The organism is Streptomyces sp. NPDC021012 (assembly GCF_044333355.1).
Lineage (GTDB): Bacteria > Actinomycetota > Actinomycetes > Streptomycetales > Streptomycetaceae > Streptomyces.
This window is the reverse complement of the sequence record NZ_JBIRQU010000005.1, coordinates 1-17,039: the sequence shown is the minus strand read 5'-3', so window position 1 is coordinate 17,039 and position 17,039 is coordinate 1. Positions and strand designations below refer to the sequence as shown.

Genomic DNA, 17,039 nt, shown 5'->3' with positions numbered 1-17,039 from the left:
AGGCCACCGTCGGATGTTCCGCTTCCGGTGCCGACTCCTCGGCTTCCGCTTCCACGCCTCCTCCCGGCTGCTCGTGGTCGGCGGGGCGATCTCGTACCGCGCCCTGTTCAACTGGACGACCCCGCCCATGTTCATCGGAACACTGCTGGTCGGACCGCTCCTCCAGGTTTTCTTCTTCGTCTTCCTGGGCAGGGAACTCGGTGTCGCCGACGATCGTTTCCACCTCGTGGGCAACGCCGTCCTCGCAGCTTCCGCCTCCTGCGTGTACGGCGGCACGATGGCCGTCGCCAACGAGCGCCGGTACGGCACCCTCGGGGCCGTCCTGCTCTCGCCCCGGCGCCGGGTCCCGCTCTGGCTCGGACGAGCCCTCCCGTACGTCCTCAACGGGCTGTTCGTCAGTGCCTTCGTGCTCACCACCGCCGCGCTCGTCCTCGGGTTGCCCGTGCCCGCCGGGGCGCTCCCCGGGCTCGGTGTGGTGCTGCTCGCCGCGGCGGTCGCCTGCTCGGCCTTCGGGCTCGCGCTCGGGGCGCTCGGGCTGCGTTTCCGCGACGTGTTCCTGGTGTCGAACGTCGCCAGCTCGGTGCTGCTGCTCCTGACCGGTGCCGCCGTGCCGAGGGAGACGCTGCCCGCGTGGATGCGGGTCGCCGGCGAGCTGCTGCCGCTCACGCACGCGGCGGACGCGGCGCGCGGGCTGAGCGCGGGCACCGGCCTGGACGGACGCCTGCTCGGGGCCGAGCTCGGGGTCGGCGCCGGGTGGGGGCTGCTCGCCGTCGTCCTCCTCGCGGCCTTCGAGCGGGGGAGCCGGCGCCGGGCCACGCTCGACACGATGTGACGGCGGCGCGCTCGACGACGACGCGAAGGGGCGACGGCGCGATCCACGACGGCGTGAGGGGGCGACGGCGCGCTCGACGACGGCGCGAGGGCGCGACGGCGCGATCGACGAGGGCGCGAGGGACGACGCGAGGGGAGGGAGGGGTGGGGGCGGGGCGGGGGGAGGCCCCCCGAGGCCCCCCGGGGGGCGGGCCACTACCGGCCATCTTCGTGAAACCGTCCGGGCCGGCCCGCTCCGTTCACCCGGAGTTCGCGCTCCCGATGCCCGGGGGTGTCAGCCTCGGCCGTGCGGGGGGCGAACGCCGCACGTGAACGGGGACGGGGGACGGGCATGGAGAGCGGGCCGGCGATCTTCGCGGGGGCGGCGTTCACGCTGTTCGGAGGCGCGCTGCTGCTGTGGACCACCGTGCGGACGCTGCACCGTGAGCCCGTCGCGCACGGGGTCGCCCCGCGCACGGCGGTCGCCCTGACGAGTCTCTCCGGCGCCGTCTTCCTGGCCCTCGGCCTCTGGTGCTTCGGCCGCCTCTGATCACCTCCGCCGGCTCCGTCCGCGACCCCTCCGGCGACGGTGCCCGCCGGGACACCCGCCCCGCCCGTCCGGGAGTCCGGGCGGCAGGAATGCCAGGACTCGGGTTACCGTTCGAGTGGCCGTTGCGGGCTTTTGCCGTTTGACACGGGGGCGGGTTGTACCGTCACACTCCGCAGCGACGGGAGCGTCACCGTCCGTGCCGCTGCCGTGCGTGCCAGTGCCGTACGCGCCTAGAGAGTGTCGATCCGGAGAGAAGAGCGAAGTTGTCCCCGACCAGCGAGACCGCACACGGCGGCCGCCGACTCGTCATCGTCGAGTCGCCTGCCAAGGCGAAGACGATCAAGGGCTACCTCGGCCCCGGCTACGTCGTCGAGGCGAGTGTCGGGCACATCCGCGACCTCCCCTCCGGCGCCGCCGAGGTGCCGGAGAAGTACACCGGCGAGGTGCGCCGCCTCGGGGTCGACGTCGAGCATGACTTCCAGCCCATCTATGTCGTCAACGCCGACAAGAAGGCGCAGGTCAGGAAGCTCAAGGAGCTGCTCGCCGAGTCCGACGAGCTCTTCCTCGCCACCGATGAGGACCGCGAGGGCGAGGCCATCGCGTGGCACCTCCAGGAAGTCCTGAAGCCCAAGGTCCCGGTCCACCGGATGGTCTTCCACGAGATCACCAAGGACGCGATCCGCGAGGCCGTCGCCAACCCGCGCGAGCTGAACCAGCGCATGGTCGACGCCCAGGAGACCCGCCGCATCCTCGACCGCCTGTACGGCTACGAGGTCTCGCCGGTCCTGTGGAAGAAGGTCATGCCGAAGCTGTCGGCGGGCCGCGTGCAGTCCGTCGCCACCCGTCTCGTCGTCGAGCGGGAGCGCGAGCGCATCGCCTTCCGCTCCGCCGAGTACTGGGACCTCACCGGCACCTTCGGCACCGGCCGCGCCGGTGACGCCTCCGACCCGTCGCAGCTGGTCGCGCGCCTCGCGACGGTCGACGGCAGGCGCGTCGCGCAGGGCCGTGACTTCGGTGCCGACGGGCAGCTGAAGACCGCGAACGTGCTGCACCTGGACGAGGCGAACGCGCGGGCGCTCGCCGCCGCGCTCGCCGAGACCGCGTTCTCGGTGCGCTCGGTCGAGTCGAAGCCGTACCGCCGCTCCCCGTACGCCCCCTTCCGGACCACCACCCTCCAGCAGGAGGCGAGCCGCAAGCTGGGCTTCGGTGCGAAGGCGACCATGCAGGTGGCGCAGAAGCTGTACGAGAACGGCTTCATCACCTACATGCGTACGGACTCCACGATCCTCTCCGACACCGCCGTGGCGGCGGCGCGGGCGCAGGTCACGCAGCTGTACGGCGCCGACTACCTGCCGGAGAAGCCGCGCGTCTACGCGGGCAAGGTCAAGAACGCGCAGGAGGCGCACGAGGCGATCCGGCCTTCGGGTGATCGTTTCCGCACTCCGGCGGAGACCGGCCTCACGGGCGACCAGTTCAAGCTGTACGAGCTGATCTGGAAGCGGACCGTCGCCTCCCAGATGAAGGACGCGACCGGCAACTCGGTCACGGTGAAGATCGGCGGCCGGGCGGCCGACGGCCGGGACGCCGAGTTCAGCGCGTCCGGCAAGACGATCACCTTCCACGGCTTCATGAAGGCGTACGTGGAGGGGGCCGACGACCCGAACGCGGAGCTCGACGACCGCGAGCGGCGCCTGCCGCAGGTCGCCGAGGGCGACGCGCTGACCGCCGACGAGATCACGGCGGACGGCCACGCGACCAAGCCGCCGGCCCGCTACACCGAGGCCTCGCTGGTCAAGGAGCTGGAAGAGCGCGAGATCGGCCGCCCGTCGACGTACGCCTCGATCATCGGCACCATCCTCGACCGCGGCTACGTCTTCAAGAAGGGCACGGCGCTCGTCCCGTCCTTCCTGAGCTTCGCCGTCGTCAACCTCCTGGAGAAGCACTTCGGGCGGCTCGTCGACTACGACTTCACGGCCAGGATGGAGGACGACCTCGACCGCATCGCGCGCGGTGAGGCCCAGTCCGTGCCGTGGCTGAAGCGCTTCTACTTCGGTGAGGGCGAGTCCGGCGGTACGGGCGGCGCGGCGGACGCCGGGAACGGCGACGGCGACCACCTCGGTGGTCTGAAGGAGCTCGTCACCGACCTCGGCGCGATCGACGCGCGCGAGATCTCCTCCTTCCCCGTCGGCAACGGCATCGTGCTCCGCGTCGGCCGCTACGGCCCGTACGTCGAGCGCGGCGAGAAGGAGCAGGAGGGCCACCAGCGGGCCGACGTGCCCGACGACATGGCGCCCGACGAGCTGACCGTCGAGCTCGCCGAGGAGCTGCTCGCCAAGCCGAGCGGCGACTTCGAGCTGGGCACGGACCCGGTCAGCGGCCACCAGATCGTCGCCAAGGACGGCCGCTACGGCCCGTACGTGACGGAGATCCTGCCCGAGGGCACCCCGAAGACCGGCAAGAACGCGGTGAAGCCGCGCACGGCCTCCCTCTTCAAGTCGATGGCCCTGGACACGGTCACCCTGGAGGACGCGCTCCGCCTGATGTCGCTGCCGCGGGTCGTGGGCACGGACGCCGAGGGCGTCGAGATCACCGCGCAGAACGGCCGCTACGGCCCGTACCTGAAGAAGGGCACGGACTCGCGGTCGCTGACGGACGAGGAGCAGCTCTTCACGATCACCCTCGAAGAGGCCCTCGCGATCTACGCGCAGCCGAAGCAGCGGGGCCGGGCCGCGGCCAAGCCGCCGCTGAAGGAGCTGGGCACCGACCCGGTCAGCGAGAAGCCCGTGGTCGTCAAGGACGGGCGGTTCGGCCCGTACGTGACGGACGGCGAGACGAACGCCACCCTGCGCACCGGCGACAGCGTGGAGACGATCACGCCGGAGCGCGGTTACGAGCTGCTCGCCGAGAAGCGGGCCAAGGGTCCGGCGAAGAAGGCCGCCAAGAAGGCCCCGGCCAAGAAGACCGCGGCGAAGAAGACGACGGCGGCGGCGAAGAAGACCACGGCCGTCAAGAAGACCGCCGCGAAGAAGACGACGACGGCGAAGACGGCCACGGCGAAGAAGACCGCCGCCAAGAAGACGGCGGCGGCCAAGCCCGAGTGACCCGGGTAGGGGGGTGGGAGCGGTGCTCCCGCCCCCCTACGTTTGTTCGGGCACGGGCCGCGGGGAGCAAGGTCGTCCGGATAGGGTGGACGGATGACGCGAGCAGAGCAGCCAGACCGCCTGGGCGATGCGGAGCAGCCGGACCGCCTGGGTGATTCCGACGCCGCACTCGTCGCGGATTCCCGGGAGCGCGCCGTACGCGCCCTCCTGCGCCATCAGCCGCTGCGCCGGCTGTGGAGCGCCCACGTCGTCGGCGGCACCGCCGACGCCCTCGCCCTCCTCGTCCTCGTCCTCCTCGGCCTCCAGGCCGCGGTCGCCGAGGGCGCGCTCGGGGGCGGCTACCGGGGGGCCGCGTTCGCGGTGGCGGCCGTCGTCGGCGCCCGCCTCCTCGCCTCGGTCCTCTTCGGGGCCGTGCTCCTCGGGCCGCTGACCGCGCTCACCGGGCCGTCCGGTCCGCTCGACCGGCGCTGGACCATGATCGGCGCCGACGGGCTGCGGATCGCGCTGCTGATCATCGCGCCGCTGTGGATCGACTGGACCCCCGGCAGCGCCCTCTGGTACCTGCTCGGCACCGTCTTCGTCACCGGCGCGGCCGAACGCCTGTGGACCATCGGCCGCGAGGGCGCGGCGCCCGCGCTGCTGCCCGCCCCGCCGCTGGAGGGCGCCGCCGTACGGCCGCTGCCCGACCACCTCGGGGCGCTGCGCCGGCTGTCCCAGCGGACCTCCTTCCTGGTCGTGCCCGCCGCGGCCGCCGTCCTGCTCGTCGCCACCCTCGTCGGCAACCTGCTGGGTGCCGGGATCGACTGGTTCTCGCAGCACCAGGCGGCCCTCGGCTCGTACGTCGCCGCCGGACTGTTCGCCGCCTCCGTCACCGTCCTGTACGCGATGGCGCTGCCCGGCGGGCAGACGCCCCGGCCCCGCTCGCCCCTGGAGGGCCTGCGCCGGCCGACGCGGAAGACCGACGCGGACGAGGGCAGGGGCCGCACCGGTGTCCTGCCGCTGCTCGTCCTCGCCTCCGCCACCGTCGCCGGGGCGATCGCCGCGGCCGCGTCCCTCGCGGTGCTCGACGCGTACGACCTGGGCGGTGGGCCCGTCACGTACGCCCTGCTGATCCTGGCGCTGAGCGGCGCGACGGCCGTCGGCATCCGCACGGCGGGCTCCGTCCTGCCGGTGCTGTCCCGGCGCCGGCTGCTCGCGCTCGCGATCGCCGTCACCGGTGTCGCGCTGATCGCGATGGGCCTGGTCCCGGACACGGCGACCGTGCTGTTCCTCGCGGTCCTCGCCGGGTACGCGGCCGGGGTGGCCGCGAACACCGGCCACACCCTGATCGACCAGGAGACCGAGGAGCCCCGCCGGGCCCGGACCACCGAGCACCTCCAGGCCACCGCGCGCGTCGCCATGGGCCTCGGGGCGCTCGCCGCCCCGCTGCTCGCCGCCGCGATCGGGCCGCACCGGCTCGCCTCCGGCGACTTCGTCTTCGCGCACGGCGGGGCCGCCTTCACGCTCGCCCTCGCCGGCGCCCTGCTGCTTCCGGTGGCCGCGCTGGTCCTCGCGAAGACCGACGACCGGGCGGGCGTCCCGCTCCGCCGCGACCTGCGCGACGCGCTGCGCGGCTCCGACCCGGTCCAGGCGCCGTCCCCGACCGGTTTCTTCATCGCCCTGGAGGGCGGCGACGGCGCCGGGAAGTCCACGCAGGTCCAGGCGCTCGCCGAGTGGATCCGCGCCAAGGGCCACGAGGTCGTCGTCACCCGCGAGCCGGGTGCCACGCCGATCGGCAAGCGGCTCCGCTCGATCCTCCTCGACGTGTCGTCGGCGGGGCTCTCGAACCGGGCCGAGGCCCTGCTGTACGCGGCCGACCGCGCCGAGCACGTCGACTCGCTGGTCCGTCCGGCCCTGGAGCGGGGCGCGATCGTCCTCTCCGACCGGTACATCGACTCGTCCGTGGCCTACCAGGGCGCGGGCCGCGACCTGTCCCCGACGGAGATCGCCCGCATCTCGCGCTGGGCGACGGACGGTCTCGTGCCGCACCTGACGGTGGTCCTGGACGTCTCCCCGGAGACCGCGCGGGAACGGTTCACCGAGGCGCCGGACCGGCTGGAGTCCGAGCCGCCGGAGTTCCACGCGCGCGTACGGGCCGGATTCCTCGCCCTCGCCGCCGCCGACCCCAGCCGCTACCTCGTCGTCGACGCCGGCCAGGAGCCGGAGGCCGTCACCACCGTCGTGCGCCACCGGCTCGACCGGATGCTGCCGCTCTCCGAGGCCGAGGTGAAGGCCGCCGAGGAGGCCCGCCGGAAGGCCGAGGAAGAAGCCCGGCGCCTGGCGGAGGAAGAGGCCGCCCGCAAGGCCGAGGAGGAGCGCCTGGAGCGCGAGCGGCAGGAGCAGCTCGCGAAGCTCCGCGCCGAGGAGGAGGAGCGCAAGCGGCGCGAGGAGGAAGAGGCGCGCCGCCTGGAGGCCGAGCGGAAGGCCGAGGAGGAGCGCCGCCGGGCCGAGGAGGAGCGGCTCGCCGCCGAGGAGGAGGCCCGTCGCCTCGCGGCCGAGGAGAAGGCCCGCCAGGAGGAGGCCGAGCGGCTCCGCAAGGAGGCCGAGGAGGAGGCCCGGCTGCGGGCCGAGGCCGAGGAACGCCGCCTGGAGAAGCAGCGCAAGGCCGAGGAGGCCCTGCTCCGCGCCGAGGAGGCCCGCCGGATGGCCGAGGCCGCCGCGGCCGCGAAGGCCGCGGAGGAGGCAGCGGCGAGGGCCGCCGCCGAGAAGATCGCCGCCGAGGCCGCCGCGAAGGCGGCCGCGGAGCGTGCGGAGGCCGAGCGCGCCGCCGCGGAGCTCGCCGCCGCCCGGCGTGCGGAGGCCGCGAAGGCGGCCCGGGAGAAGGCCGCCCGGGAGCGGGACGCGGCGGAGAAGGCCGCGGCCGAGCGGACGGCGACCGCCGAGCGCGCGGCGGCGGAGCACGCCGCTCGTTCCGTCCAGGAGTCGGCGAGCGAGGTCACCGTGCCGACGCCGGTCGTGAAGCCGGACGCGCCGACGGTCTCCCCGGAGGAGGTCACCGTCGAGACGCCGGTCGTGCGGCCCGAGGAGGAGACCGCCGTCATGCCGCAGATCCGTGACCCCCGGGCCGTCGACGAGACCGCCGTGCTGCCTTCCGTACGGGACCCCCGGGCGTCCGCCCCGGCCGACCGGGTGCCGCAGGGCATCTTCCGGGACGAGCGCGACGGGCGTGACGGCCGTGACGAGCCGCACGGTGCGAACGACCGGACCCGGGAGCTGCCGCAGCTCGACGAGAACGGCCGGCCGCGCCGCCGCTCCGACTGGGCCGAGGAGACCCCGCTCGACGACCTCCCGACCCTCGCGGACGAGCTGTTCGGCCCGCACGACGACGAGGACGGGGGCCCGCGCCGCCGCCGCTGAGCCCCACGGGGGTGGAGCCAGCTCCACCCCCACTCCGGCAGCCTGCCCCATACCGCTGTGACCTGCGCTTTTCTAGCGTTCCCGGTATGACGACGACAGCAGTGACGGAGAACGGCGCCGCCCTCGCCCTGGCCGGGGTGAGCCGTACGTACGGAGGCGGGGCGCCCGCGCTCGACCGGGTCGACCTGGTCGTGCCGCGCGGGCGGCTCCTGGCCGTGATGGGCCGCTCGGGGTCCGGCAAGTCCACCCTGCTGCGCTGCGCGGCCGGGCTCGAACGGCCGACGGCCGGGCGGGTACGGATCGGGGGCACCGACCTCGCGAGCCTGAGGGCGGCCGGGCTGACCCGGCTCCGGAGGGACCGGATCGGCTTCGTCTTCCAGTCGCTCAACCTCGTCTCCGCCCTGAACGTGCGCGAGAACGTCATCCTGCCGCTGCTCCTCGCCGGGGCCCGCGAGGGCCGGGAGCTCGACGCCCGCGCTTTGGCCGGCCTCGACGCGGTCGGGCTCGCCGACCGGGCCGAGGACCGGCCCGAGAACCTCTCCGGCGGCCAGCGGCAGCGGGTGGCGATCGCCCGCGCCCTGGTCAACGAGCCCGAGGTCGTCTTCGCCGACGAGCCGACCGCCGCCCTCGACCCCGTCACGGCGGCCGGGGTCCTCGCCCTGCTGAGGCGCGCGGTCGACGAGCGGGGACGCACGGTCGTCCTCGTCACCCACGACCCGACCGCCGCCACCTGGGCGGACGAGGCCGTGTTCCTGGAGCGGGGCCGGATCGCGGGCCGCCTCGACCGTCCGGACGAGGCGGGGGTACGGGAGATGCTCGGCGGTTGCGGCGAGGCGGGGCGGCACCTGGCGGTGGCGCGATGAGCCGGAGCGGAGAACTGCCCGTGCGCCGGGGCGGAGAACCGCCCGTGCGCCGTTTCGGGAACCCCGCCGTGCGGTTGCTCGCCGCGCGCTCGCTGCGGGCCCACCGCAAGGCGTGGGCCGCCGTGTTCGTGGCCGTCGCCGTCACCTCCGCGCTGCTCGGTGCCCTGGCGCTCGCGCTCGGCTCGGTCGGGCTCGGCCACGCGCGCGTGGAGCGGTACGCCGCCGCGCCCGTCGTCGTCGCCGGGGACCAGGAGGTCCGCTGGACGGCCACGCCGTGGGGCAGCGAGCCGAGGACCGAGACGGCGGGCCTGACCGAGCGGGTACGGGTCCCCGAGGCGGCCGTCGCCGTCCTGCGGGCCGTGCCGGGGGTGCGGGAAGCGGTCCCGGACGACACCTTCGTCGTACGGGAAGGGGCCGCGCGGGAGGAGGCCGCGCGGGAAGGGACCGCGGGGGAAGGGGCCGCGCACGCGCACGCGTACCCCGGGCGTTCCTGGGAGGCGGCCCGGCTCGCCCCGTACCGGCTGACCGGCGGGCGGGAGCCCCGGCGGGACGGGGAGGCCGTCGTGGGCGCGGGCCTCGGCGCCGCCGTCGGGGACACCGTCGCCGGCCGCGAGGTCGTCGGCGTGGCCGAGGGACCGGACGCGCTGTACGTCACGGCGGGGGAGGCGCGGCGGCTCGCCGGGCACCCCGGTGCCGTCGACGCCGTCGGGGTCCTCGCCGAGCCCGGCGTCCCCGTGGACACCCTCCACGCGCGCGTACGGGTCGCCCTGGACGGGGCCGGGCTGAAGGACACCGCCGCCGGGCGGCCGCTGCGGGCCCTCACCGGGGACGGCCGGGGCGGCGCCGAGCACCTCGGCGCGCGGCCCGCGCGCGCGGATCTCCTCGAACTCCTCGCCGCCGTCGCCGCGAACCTCGTCCTGGTCGCCGTACTCGTCCTCGCCTCGCTCGTCGCGCAGGCCCTCCAGCAGCGCGCCGCCGAGCGGGAACTGCTGCTCTCGGCCGGCGCGACGCCCCGGCAGGTGCGGGGAGCGGCGGGCCGGGAGGTGACCCGTGTGGCGGGGGCGGCGGCGCTGCTCGGCGCCCTCGCGTCCGGGCCGGTGTTCCTGGCGCTGTGGTCGGCGCTGCGGGCCCGTGCCGGAGTCGTACCGGAGGGACTCGAACTGCCCACCCCGCCCTGGCTGTTCGCCGCCGCCCTCGCCGTCGCCGCCCTCGTGGTGGGCCTCACCCGCTTCGTGGTCCTCTTCGCGGTCCGCCGGCCGGGGCGCCCGGGGAAGGGCGGTGGCCGCCGTGTCGCCGGGATCGTGCTGCTCGTGCTCGGCGCGGGCGCGGCAGGGACGGCCTCGCTCCAGGGCGGCGACGCGGCCGCCGCCGCTGCCGGGGCGGCCGTGCTGACCCTGGTCGCCGGGTGCGCGCTGCTCGGGCCGTGGATCGCGGGGGCCGCGATGGCGGTCCTGGACCGGCCGTTCCGGCGGTGGGGCGGGGCGTCCGGGCGGCTCACGGCCGCCGGTGCGGCCGCGCACTCGCGCCGGCTCGGGGCCGCGCTCGTCCCCGTCGTCCTCGTCACCGCGTTCGCGCTGGTGCAGCTCTCGGCGGGCGCCACCGTGGAGCGGGCCGCGGCAGCGCAGGCGCGGGCCGCGACCACCGCCGACCTCGCGTTCACCGGCACGACGGCGGAGCGCGTGCGGAGGCTCCCGGGAGTGCGGGCGGCCACGGACGTGCTGCGTTCCTCGGTGGTCCTGGCCCGCACGGAGGCCGGAACGCCGCGCCTCGACCGGCTCCCGGTCCTCGGCGTGGACGCCGACGGGCTCGCGGGCACGCTCGACCCGGGCGTCGTCGCCGGCGACCTGTCCGGACTCGGCCGGCCCGGCACGGTCGCGGTGGGCGCGGACATGGCCGAGTCCCTTGAGGTGAAGCCCGGTTCGACGGTGGAGCTGCGGCTCGGAGACGGGACGCCGAAGCACCTGGAGGTGGTCGCGGTGTACGAACGGTCCCTCGCCCTCGGCGAGTTCCTGCTGCCGAAGACCGAACTGGCCCCGCACACCAGCGATCCGTACCCCGCGCGCGTGCTGGCGGCGAGCACGCACGGAACCTCCCCCGTCGTCCCCGAGGCGGTGACCCCTCCCGGGGCCGAGCTGAACGCGCTCGTCTCCGGCGGGATCGTCGCCGCGATCGGCGGGCTCACCCTCCTCTCCGTCCTGAGCACCCTCGCCCTGATCGGCGCCGGGCGGCGCGGCGAGCTGGAACTCCTGCGGCAGGTCGGCGCCTCGGCCGGTCAGCTGCGCCGGATGCTCGGCCTGGAGGCGGGCTTCCTGACCGCGACCGGCCTCCTCGTGGGGCTCGTGGTGGGCGCGCTGCCGCTGGCCGCGTTCGCCCGGGCGTTCACCGGCGGGCTGCCGTACCTGCCGCCCGCGCAGGCCGGCACGATCGCGGGCGTCGTGCTCGTCACGGTCGTCGCGGGGGTGTTCCTGCCGGTCGCCGTACGGAGGGGACCTACGCGTTGAGGTAGGCCAGGACGGCGAGGACCCGGCGGTGGCCGCCGCTGTCGGTCGGCGGCAGGCCGAGCTTCAGGAAGACGTTCCCGATGTGCTTGTGCACGGCCCGCTCGGTGATCACCATCGAGCGGGCGATCGTGCCGTTGTCGTGCCCCTGGGCCATCAGGGCGAGGGCCTCGCGCTCGCGGGGCGTGAGGGAGTCCAGCGGGTCGTCGCGGCGGCGGGCCATCAGTTCGGTGACGACCTCCGGGTCCAGGGCCGTACCGCCGGACGCGACCCGTTCCAGGGCGTCCAGGAACTCGTCCACCCGGCCCACCCGGTCCTTCAGGAGGTAGCCGACCCCGCGCGCGCCGCCGCCGAGGAGCTCGGCCGCGTACGTCTCCTCCACGTACTGCGAGAGCACGAGCACCGGCAGCTCCGGGAGCCGCTCGCGGGCCGCGAGCGCCGCCCGCAGCCCCTCGTCGCGGAAGCCGGGCGGCAGCCGCACGTCGAGGACGGCCACGTCCGGCCGGTGCTCCAGGAGCAGCGGCAGGATCTCGGGGCCGGTGGCCGCGACCCCGGCGACCTCGTGGCCGGACGAGGTCAGCAGCAGGACCAGGCCCTCCCTGAGGAGGGCGTTGTCCTCGGCGATCACCACACGCACGGAAGCTCCACTTCGATCACGGTCGGGCCCCCTTCGGGGCTGGTCAGTCGTACGGTGCCGTCGAGCGCGGCGACCCGCCGCCGCATGCCGGTCAGACCGGAGCCGCCGCCCTCGCCCGCCTCGGCCCCGCCGCGGCCCTCGTCCCGCACGCGCACGCGTAGGGCGGCCGGTTCACGGGCGAGGGAGACGGAGGCGCGGGCGGCACCGCTGTGCTTCGCGGCGTTCGTGAGCGCCTCGGCGACCACGAAGTACGCGGCGGCCTCGACGGCGGCGGGGGCGCGGGGGCCGTCCTGCGCGTGGTCGCCGAGGCCGGTCACCGAGACCGCCGTCTCCAGGCCGCTGCTCGCGGCGAGCGCCCGTACCGCCCCGGTCAGGCCGCGGTCGGTGAGGATCGGCGGGTGGATGCCGCGCACCACGTGCCGCAGCTCGGCCAGCGCCTCCTCGGCCTGCGTCTGGGCGTCGTCGAGGAGCTTGCGCGCGGTCGCGGGGTCGGAGTCGTACGCGCGCCTCGCGAGGCCGATCCGCATGGACAGCGCCACCAGACGGGCCTGCGCGCCGTCGTGGAGGTCGCGCTCGATCCGGCGCAGCTCGGCGCCGTGCGCGGCGACCGCGCCCGCCCGGGTGGCCGTGAGCTCCTCGATGCGGGCGGCGAGGGCGGCGTCCCGGACCGCCGACGGGGCCGGCGTGAGCAGCGCGCGCGACCAGTCGGTCGCCAGGCGCGCGAGCCGGCCGATCAGCGGCAGCAGCACCGGCCGCCGTCCCGCGAGCCCGGTCCAGACGCCGTCGACCAGGAGCGCGGGCACCGCGAGGACCAGCGAGAGGTACCAGAGGACCAGGCCGTACAGCAGCTGCGCGGCGGCCCAGAGCAGGTCCTGCCGGGTCCCCGGGTCGCCGACCGCGGTCCGCACGCGCGCGGGGAGCGGGCCTTCGAGCGGCAGGTACGCCTCCGGGACGGCCGTCCCGGTCCACGCGGCCGTCCGGCGCCGCTCCCAGCCGGCGAGGCGGCGCAGCAGCAGCACGCTCTCGGGGAGCACCCCGGCGCCGATGACCGTGAGGGTGAGGAGGGCGGTGAAGAGGACGACGCCCGCCATCAGGTAGCAGAGGAGGGAGACCGCGGCGCCGACCGTGAGGTGGCGCCACGCCCTGACCGCTTCCTTGATCACCTCGCGCATGGAGCCAGGGTAGGCGGCGGTTCCGGGGCAGGCGGTGGAGCGGGCTACACCATCGCTCCGGGAGCGGGCACGGCTGTGCGGGGGCCCGGCGGGGACGAGCATCGAGGAGTGCTCGGGAGCGACCCGAGAACGACCGAGAACCCATCCACCGCACGGAGGCATCCCATGCGCGCCCTTCTCTGGCTCCTGCTCGCCGCGAGCGTCCTGGCCAACGTCTTCATCAGCTCCTTCGCCGGCTGGACCGGAGCCCTCCAGGTCGTCGGGAGCGTCTGCACCGGCGCGGTCCTGCTCGGCTCGGCGGCCGGGCTGTGGCTGACCAGGCCGCGCGGCGGGGCGTGAGCGGTCGTCCACAGCCCGGCGGGGCGCGGGGCGAGCGGTGGTCCACAGCCTGGGGAGAGCTCGGGGCGAGCGGGTTTTTTCCACAGCCCGGGCGGGGCCCGGGGCGGTGGTTGTCCACAGCCCGGCGGGGGTTGTCAGAGCGCTGCCCCACAATGGAGGACGTACCTGAGGAGGGGCAGACATGGCCGTATGGGACGACCTGGTCGGACAGAGCCGGGTCGAGGAGCAGCTCTCCGCCGCCGCGCGCGACGCCGACGCGCTCGTGACCGCCCACGCCGCCGGAGAGCCGGCCCCCGAGGCCTCCAAGATGACCCACGCCTGGCTCTTCACCGGCCCTCCCGGGTCCGGCAGGGCGACCGCGGCGCGCGCCTTCGCCGCCGCGCTGCAGTGCGTGAGCCCCGACCGGGCGCTCGGCGGGGCCCCCGGCTGCGGCTTCTGCGACGGCTGCCACACGACCCTCGTCGGCACCCACGCGGACGTCGAGATCGTCCGTACGGACCTGCTGTCCATCGGCGTGAAGGAGACCCGCGACCTCGTCCGGCGCGCCCAGCTGTCCCCGGCGGGCGGCCGCTGGCAGGTCATCGTCCTGGAGGACGCGGACCGGCTCACCGAGGGCGCGGGGAACGTGCTCCTGAAGGCCGTCGAGGAGCCCGCGCCGCGCACGGTCTGGCTGCTCTGCGCGCCCTCCCTGGAGGACGTGCTGCCCACCATCCGCTCCCGCTGCCGCCACCTGACGCTGCGCACCCCGCCGGTGGAGGCCGTCGCCGACGTGCTCGTACGGCGCGACGGCATCGAGCCGGAGGCCGCGCAGGCCGCCGCCCGCGCCACCCAGGGCCACATCGACCGGGCCCGGCGGCTCGCCACCGACGAGCGGGCCCGCGCGCGCCGGTCCGTCGTCCTCAAGCTGCCGCTGCGGGTCGACGACGTCGGCGGCTGCCTCAAGGCGGCCCAGGAGCTGGTCGACGCGGCCGCGGAGGACGCGAAGCAGGTCGCGGAGGAGATCGACGTCAAGGAGACCGAGGAGCTGAAGGCGGCCCTCGGCGCGGCGCAGGGCGGACGGATGCCGCGCGGCACCGCCGGGGCGATGAAGGAGCTGGAGGAGCGGCAGAAGCGGCGCAGGACGCGGACGCAGCGCGACAGCCTGGACCTCGCGCTCACCGACCTGACCGGCTTCTACCGCGACGTCCTGGCCCTCCAGCTCCGCTCCCGCTCGGCCCTGGCGAACACGGACGTGCGGGACGCGCTGGAGCGGATCGCCCGCGACACCACCCCCGAGCGCACCCTCCGCCGCATCGAGGCGGTCCTCGCCTGCCGCAAGGCCCTCGACCGGAACGTGGCACCCCTGCTCGCGGTGGAGGCGATGACGATGGCGCTGAGAGGCTAGAGCCCGCCCCGGCCGGACCCGACGGGCGATTGGACACGATCCGTACCGGTCCGGATACGCTCCGGGAATGGACTCCAGGCGCTTGCTCCGTACGTCCGCCACGGCCCTCGCGGCCGCCGGGCTGATCCTCTCCGGCTGCTCGGGCGGGAGCGACGCCGCCGCGCCCCGGACGACCGCGCCGGCGTCCGGCTCCGCCGCCGCTCCCTCGTCCGAGGCGCCGAAGCTGAAGAAGTACTACGGCCAGAAGCTGAAGTGGCGGGACTGCGGCGTCGAGGGCTTCCAGTGCGCCACCCTGCGCGCCCCGCTCGACTACGCGAAGCCGGACGGGGAGGAGGTCGAGCTCGCGGTCTCCCGGGTCCGGGCCACCGGCCCCGGCAAGCGGCTCGGCTCGCTCCTGGTCAACCCGGGCGGCCCCGGCGGCTCCGCCGTCGGCTACCTCCAGGGGTACGCGGGCATCGGCTACCCGGCGCCCGTCCGCGCCCGCTACGACATGGTGGCCGTCGACCCGCGCGGCGTGGCCCGCAGCGAGCCCGTGGAGTGCCTGAGCGGCCCGCAGATGGACACGTACACGCAGGTCGACCAGACCCCCGACGACCCGGCGGAGGTCAACGCGCTCAGCGCGGCCTTCAAGGACTTCGCGGCGGGCTGCGAGAAGAAGTCCGGGCGGATCCTGGGCCACGTCTCCACCGTCGAGACGGCCCGTGACATGGACGTCCTGCGGGCGGTGCTCGGCGACGAGAGGCTCACGTACGTGGGGGCGTCGTACGGCACCTTCCTCGGCGCCACCTACGCCGAGCTCTTCCCCGCCCGGGTCGGCCGGCTCGTCCTCGACGGGGCGATGGACCCCTCGCTCTCCGCGCTCGACCTCAACCGGGACCAGACCGGCGGCTTCGAGACCTCCTTCCGCGCCTTCGCCGCCGACTGCGTCCGCAGGAAGGGCTGCCCCCTGGGCACCGGGTCGGTCGCCGAGGCCGGGACGGCGCTGAAGAAGTTCTTCCGCGACGTGGACGCCAAGCCGGTGCCCACGGGCGAGAGCCGCGCGCTCGGCGAGTCCCTCGCCACCACCGGAGTGATCGCCGCCATGTACGACGAGGGCGCCTGGCCCCAGCTGCGCGAGGCCCTCGCCCAGGCGATCGGCGGGGACGGCTCCGGCCTCCTCACGCTGGCCGACAGCTACTACGAGCGCGAGGCGGACGGCTCGTACGCCAACCTCATGTTCGCGAACTCCGCCGTGAACTGCCTGGACCTCCCGCCCGCCTACCAGGGCCCCGCCGACGTGGAGAAGGCCGTCCCGTCCTTCGAGAAGGCCTCCCCGGTCTTCGGCGCGGGCCTCGCCTGGGCCGCCCTCAACTGCACCCACTGGCCCACCCCGCCCACCGGCCGCCCGCACCGCATCACCGCCGAGGGCGCCGCCCCGATCCTCGTCGTCGGCACCACCCGCGACCCGGCCACCCCGTACCACTGGGCCCAGTCCCTCGCCGGGCAGCTCTCCTCCGGCACCCTGCTGACCTACGAGGGCGACGGCCACACCGCGTACGGCCGGGGCAGCGACTGCATCGACACCGCCATCAACACCTACCTCCTCGAAGGCACCCCTCCCGCGGACGGAAAGCGCTGCTCGTAGGCCTGATCCGGGGGTGGTCGGAGCACCTCCGGAAACTGTGTAGACTTGGCGACGCTGCGGCACCCACCATGGGAACACGCAGCGGTGCCGCCTTAGCTCAGTTGGCCAGAGCAACGCACTCGTAATGCGTAGGTCTCGGGTTCGAATCCCGAAGGCGGCTCAGAGAAACCCCAGGTCACATTTCCCGTGACCTGGGGTTTTCTGTTGCTCGGCCTTGCGCTGGAGGGGGACGGGCTTCGCGGTGGCCTCGGCGGCGCCGTGTCGGAGATCGTGCGGCCGGATCGGCGGGAGCCGATCGGGGCCATGACCGGGACGAGATCCCGAAGGTGCTCAAGCACGCCTGCGCCGCCGCCACCCAGGACATCGCGAAGGAATGATTCCTGGAGTTCTGCGAGACGCGGGGAAAAAGTATCCGGCGATCGTGCGGTTGCGGGAGAACGCCTGGGGCGAGTTCGTTCTCTTTCTTCGATTCGACATCGAAACAAGGCGAGTCGTATGCACGGCGAACGCCATCGAGTCGGTGAACGCGCATACGGGGCAGGGGCGTTGGCGGGAGATGCGCGGACTGAGCCGGGTAATCAGGGCTTGTAATCGTGTGGGGGTGGGTCAGCGGGGTGTGTCGTTGTGGATGAGCTTGTTGCGGATGTTGGGGGGTGGGGGGTGCT

General features: G+C 75.0%; 11 protein-coding genes, 1 tRNA gene and 1 pseudogene. 11 read left to right on the top strand and 2 right to left on the bottom strand.

Going from position 1 to position 17,039, the window contains the following annotated elements; all coding sequences use genetic code 11:
• The first annotated feature begins 13 nt into the window (after positions 1 to 13).
• From ACH4TP_RS17500 to ACH4TP_RS17475, 6 genes are all read left to right on the top strand, one after another.
• A complete protein-coding gene (locus tag ACH4TP_RS17500; protein ID WP_389223163.1) occupies positions 14 to 832 on the top strand; it encodes an ABC transporter permease in 819 nt (272 codons plus the stop codon).
• Between the two features lie 330 nt (positions 833 to 1,162).
• Positions 1,163 to 1,360 carry a hypothetical protein gene (locus ACH4TP_RS17495; RefSeq protein WP_389223166.1) on the top strand — a complete coding sequence of 66 codons (198 nt, stop codon included), beginning with the start codon at positions 1,163 to 1,165 and terminating at the stop codon, positions 1,358 to 1,360.
• Between the two features lie 263 nt (positions 1,361 to 1,623).
• Positions 1,624 to 4,461 (top strand): type I DNA topoisomerase, encoded by a 2,838-nt coding sequence (gene topA, locus ACH4TP_RS17490; protein WP_389223169.1) that lies wholly within the window; start codon positions 1,624 to 1,626, stop codon positions 4,459 to 4,461.
• 93 nt (positions 4,462 to 4,554) lie between these two features.
• Complete coding sequence (tmk, locus tag ACH4TP_RS17485) at positions 4,555 to 7,857, top strand: dTMP kinase (protein ID WP_398438462.1); 3,303 nt, start codon at positions 4,555 to 4,557, stop codon at positions 7,855 to 7,857.
• An 86-nt stretch (positions 7,858 to 7,943) separates the two neighbouring features.
• Positions 7,944 to 8,720, top strand: coding sequence for an ABC transporter ATP-binding protein (locus tag ACH4TP_RS17480; protein WP_389223175.1), 777 nt, complete (start codon positions 7,944 to 7,946; stop codon positions 8,718 to 8,720).
• A gap of 44 nt (positions 8,721 to 8,764) precedes the next feature.
• A complete protein-coding gene (locus ACH4TP_RS17475) occupies positions 8,765 to 11,221 on the top strand; it encodes an FtsX-like permease family protein (RefSeq protein WP_398438461.1) in 2,457 nt (818 codons plus the stop codon).
• Here ACH4TP_RS17475 and ACH4TP_RS17470 read toward each other — a convergent pair.
• Positions 11,211 to 11,855: a response regulator gene (locus tag ACH4TP_RS17470; RefSeq protein ID WP_389223181.1), complete on the bottom strand. Its 645-nt coding sequence runs from the start codon at positions 11,853 to 11,855 to the stop codon at positions 11,211 to 11,213. The two genes, ACH4TP_RS17475 and ACH4TP_RS17470, sit on opposite strands and share 11 nt — an antisense overlap.
• Positions 11,843 to 13,027 carry a histidine kinase gene (locus ACH4TP_RS17465; protein ID WP_398181661.1) on the bottom strand — a complete coding sequence of 395 codons (1,185 nt, stop codon included), beginning with the start codon at positions 13,025 to 13,027 and terminating at the stop codon, positions 11,843 to 11,845. Before ACH4TP_RS17465 ends, ACH4TP_RS17470 begins: the two co-directional genes overlap by 13 nt.
• Positions 13,028 to 13,192: 165 nt before the next feature.
• Between ACH4TP_RS17465 and ACH4TP_RS17460 the strand changes: the two genes are divergently transcribed.
• The 5 genes and pseudogenes from ACH4TP_RS17460 to ACH4TP_RS17440 all read left to right on the top strand — a co-directional run.
• Entirely contained in the window at positions 13,193 to 13,366 is a 174-nt protein-coding gene (locus ACH4TP_RS17460; protein WP_398181664.1) for a hypothetical protein, read from the top strand.
• 181 nt (positions 13,367 to 13,547) lie between these two features.
• Positions 13,548 to 14,750, top strand: a complete 1,203-nt coding sequence (locus tag ACH4TP_RS17455; RefSeq protein ID WP_389223190.1) for a DNA polymerase III subunit delta' — start codon at positions 13,548 to 13,550, stop codon at positions 14,748 to 14,750.
• 67 nt (positions 14,751 to 14,817) lie between these two features.
• Positions 14,818 to 16,374, top strand: coding sequence for an alpha/beta hydrolase (locus tag ACH4TP_RS17450; RefSeq protein ID WP_398438460.1), 1,557 nt, complete (start codon positions 14,818 to 14,820; stop codon positions 16,372 to 16,374).
• An 86-nt stretch (positions 16,375 to 16,460) separates the two neighbouring features.
• Positions 16,461 to 16,534: transfer RNA gene (locus ACH4TP_RS17445), tRNA-Thr, on the top strand.
• 246 nt (positions 16,535 to 16,780) lie between these two features.
• Positions 16,781 to 16,903: pseudogene (locus tag ACH4TP_RS17440) on the top strand (transposase); the annotation flags it as partial.
• Between the last annotated feature and the right edge of the window lie 136 nt (positions 16,904 to 17,039).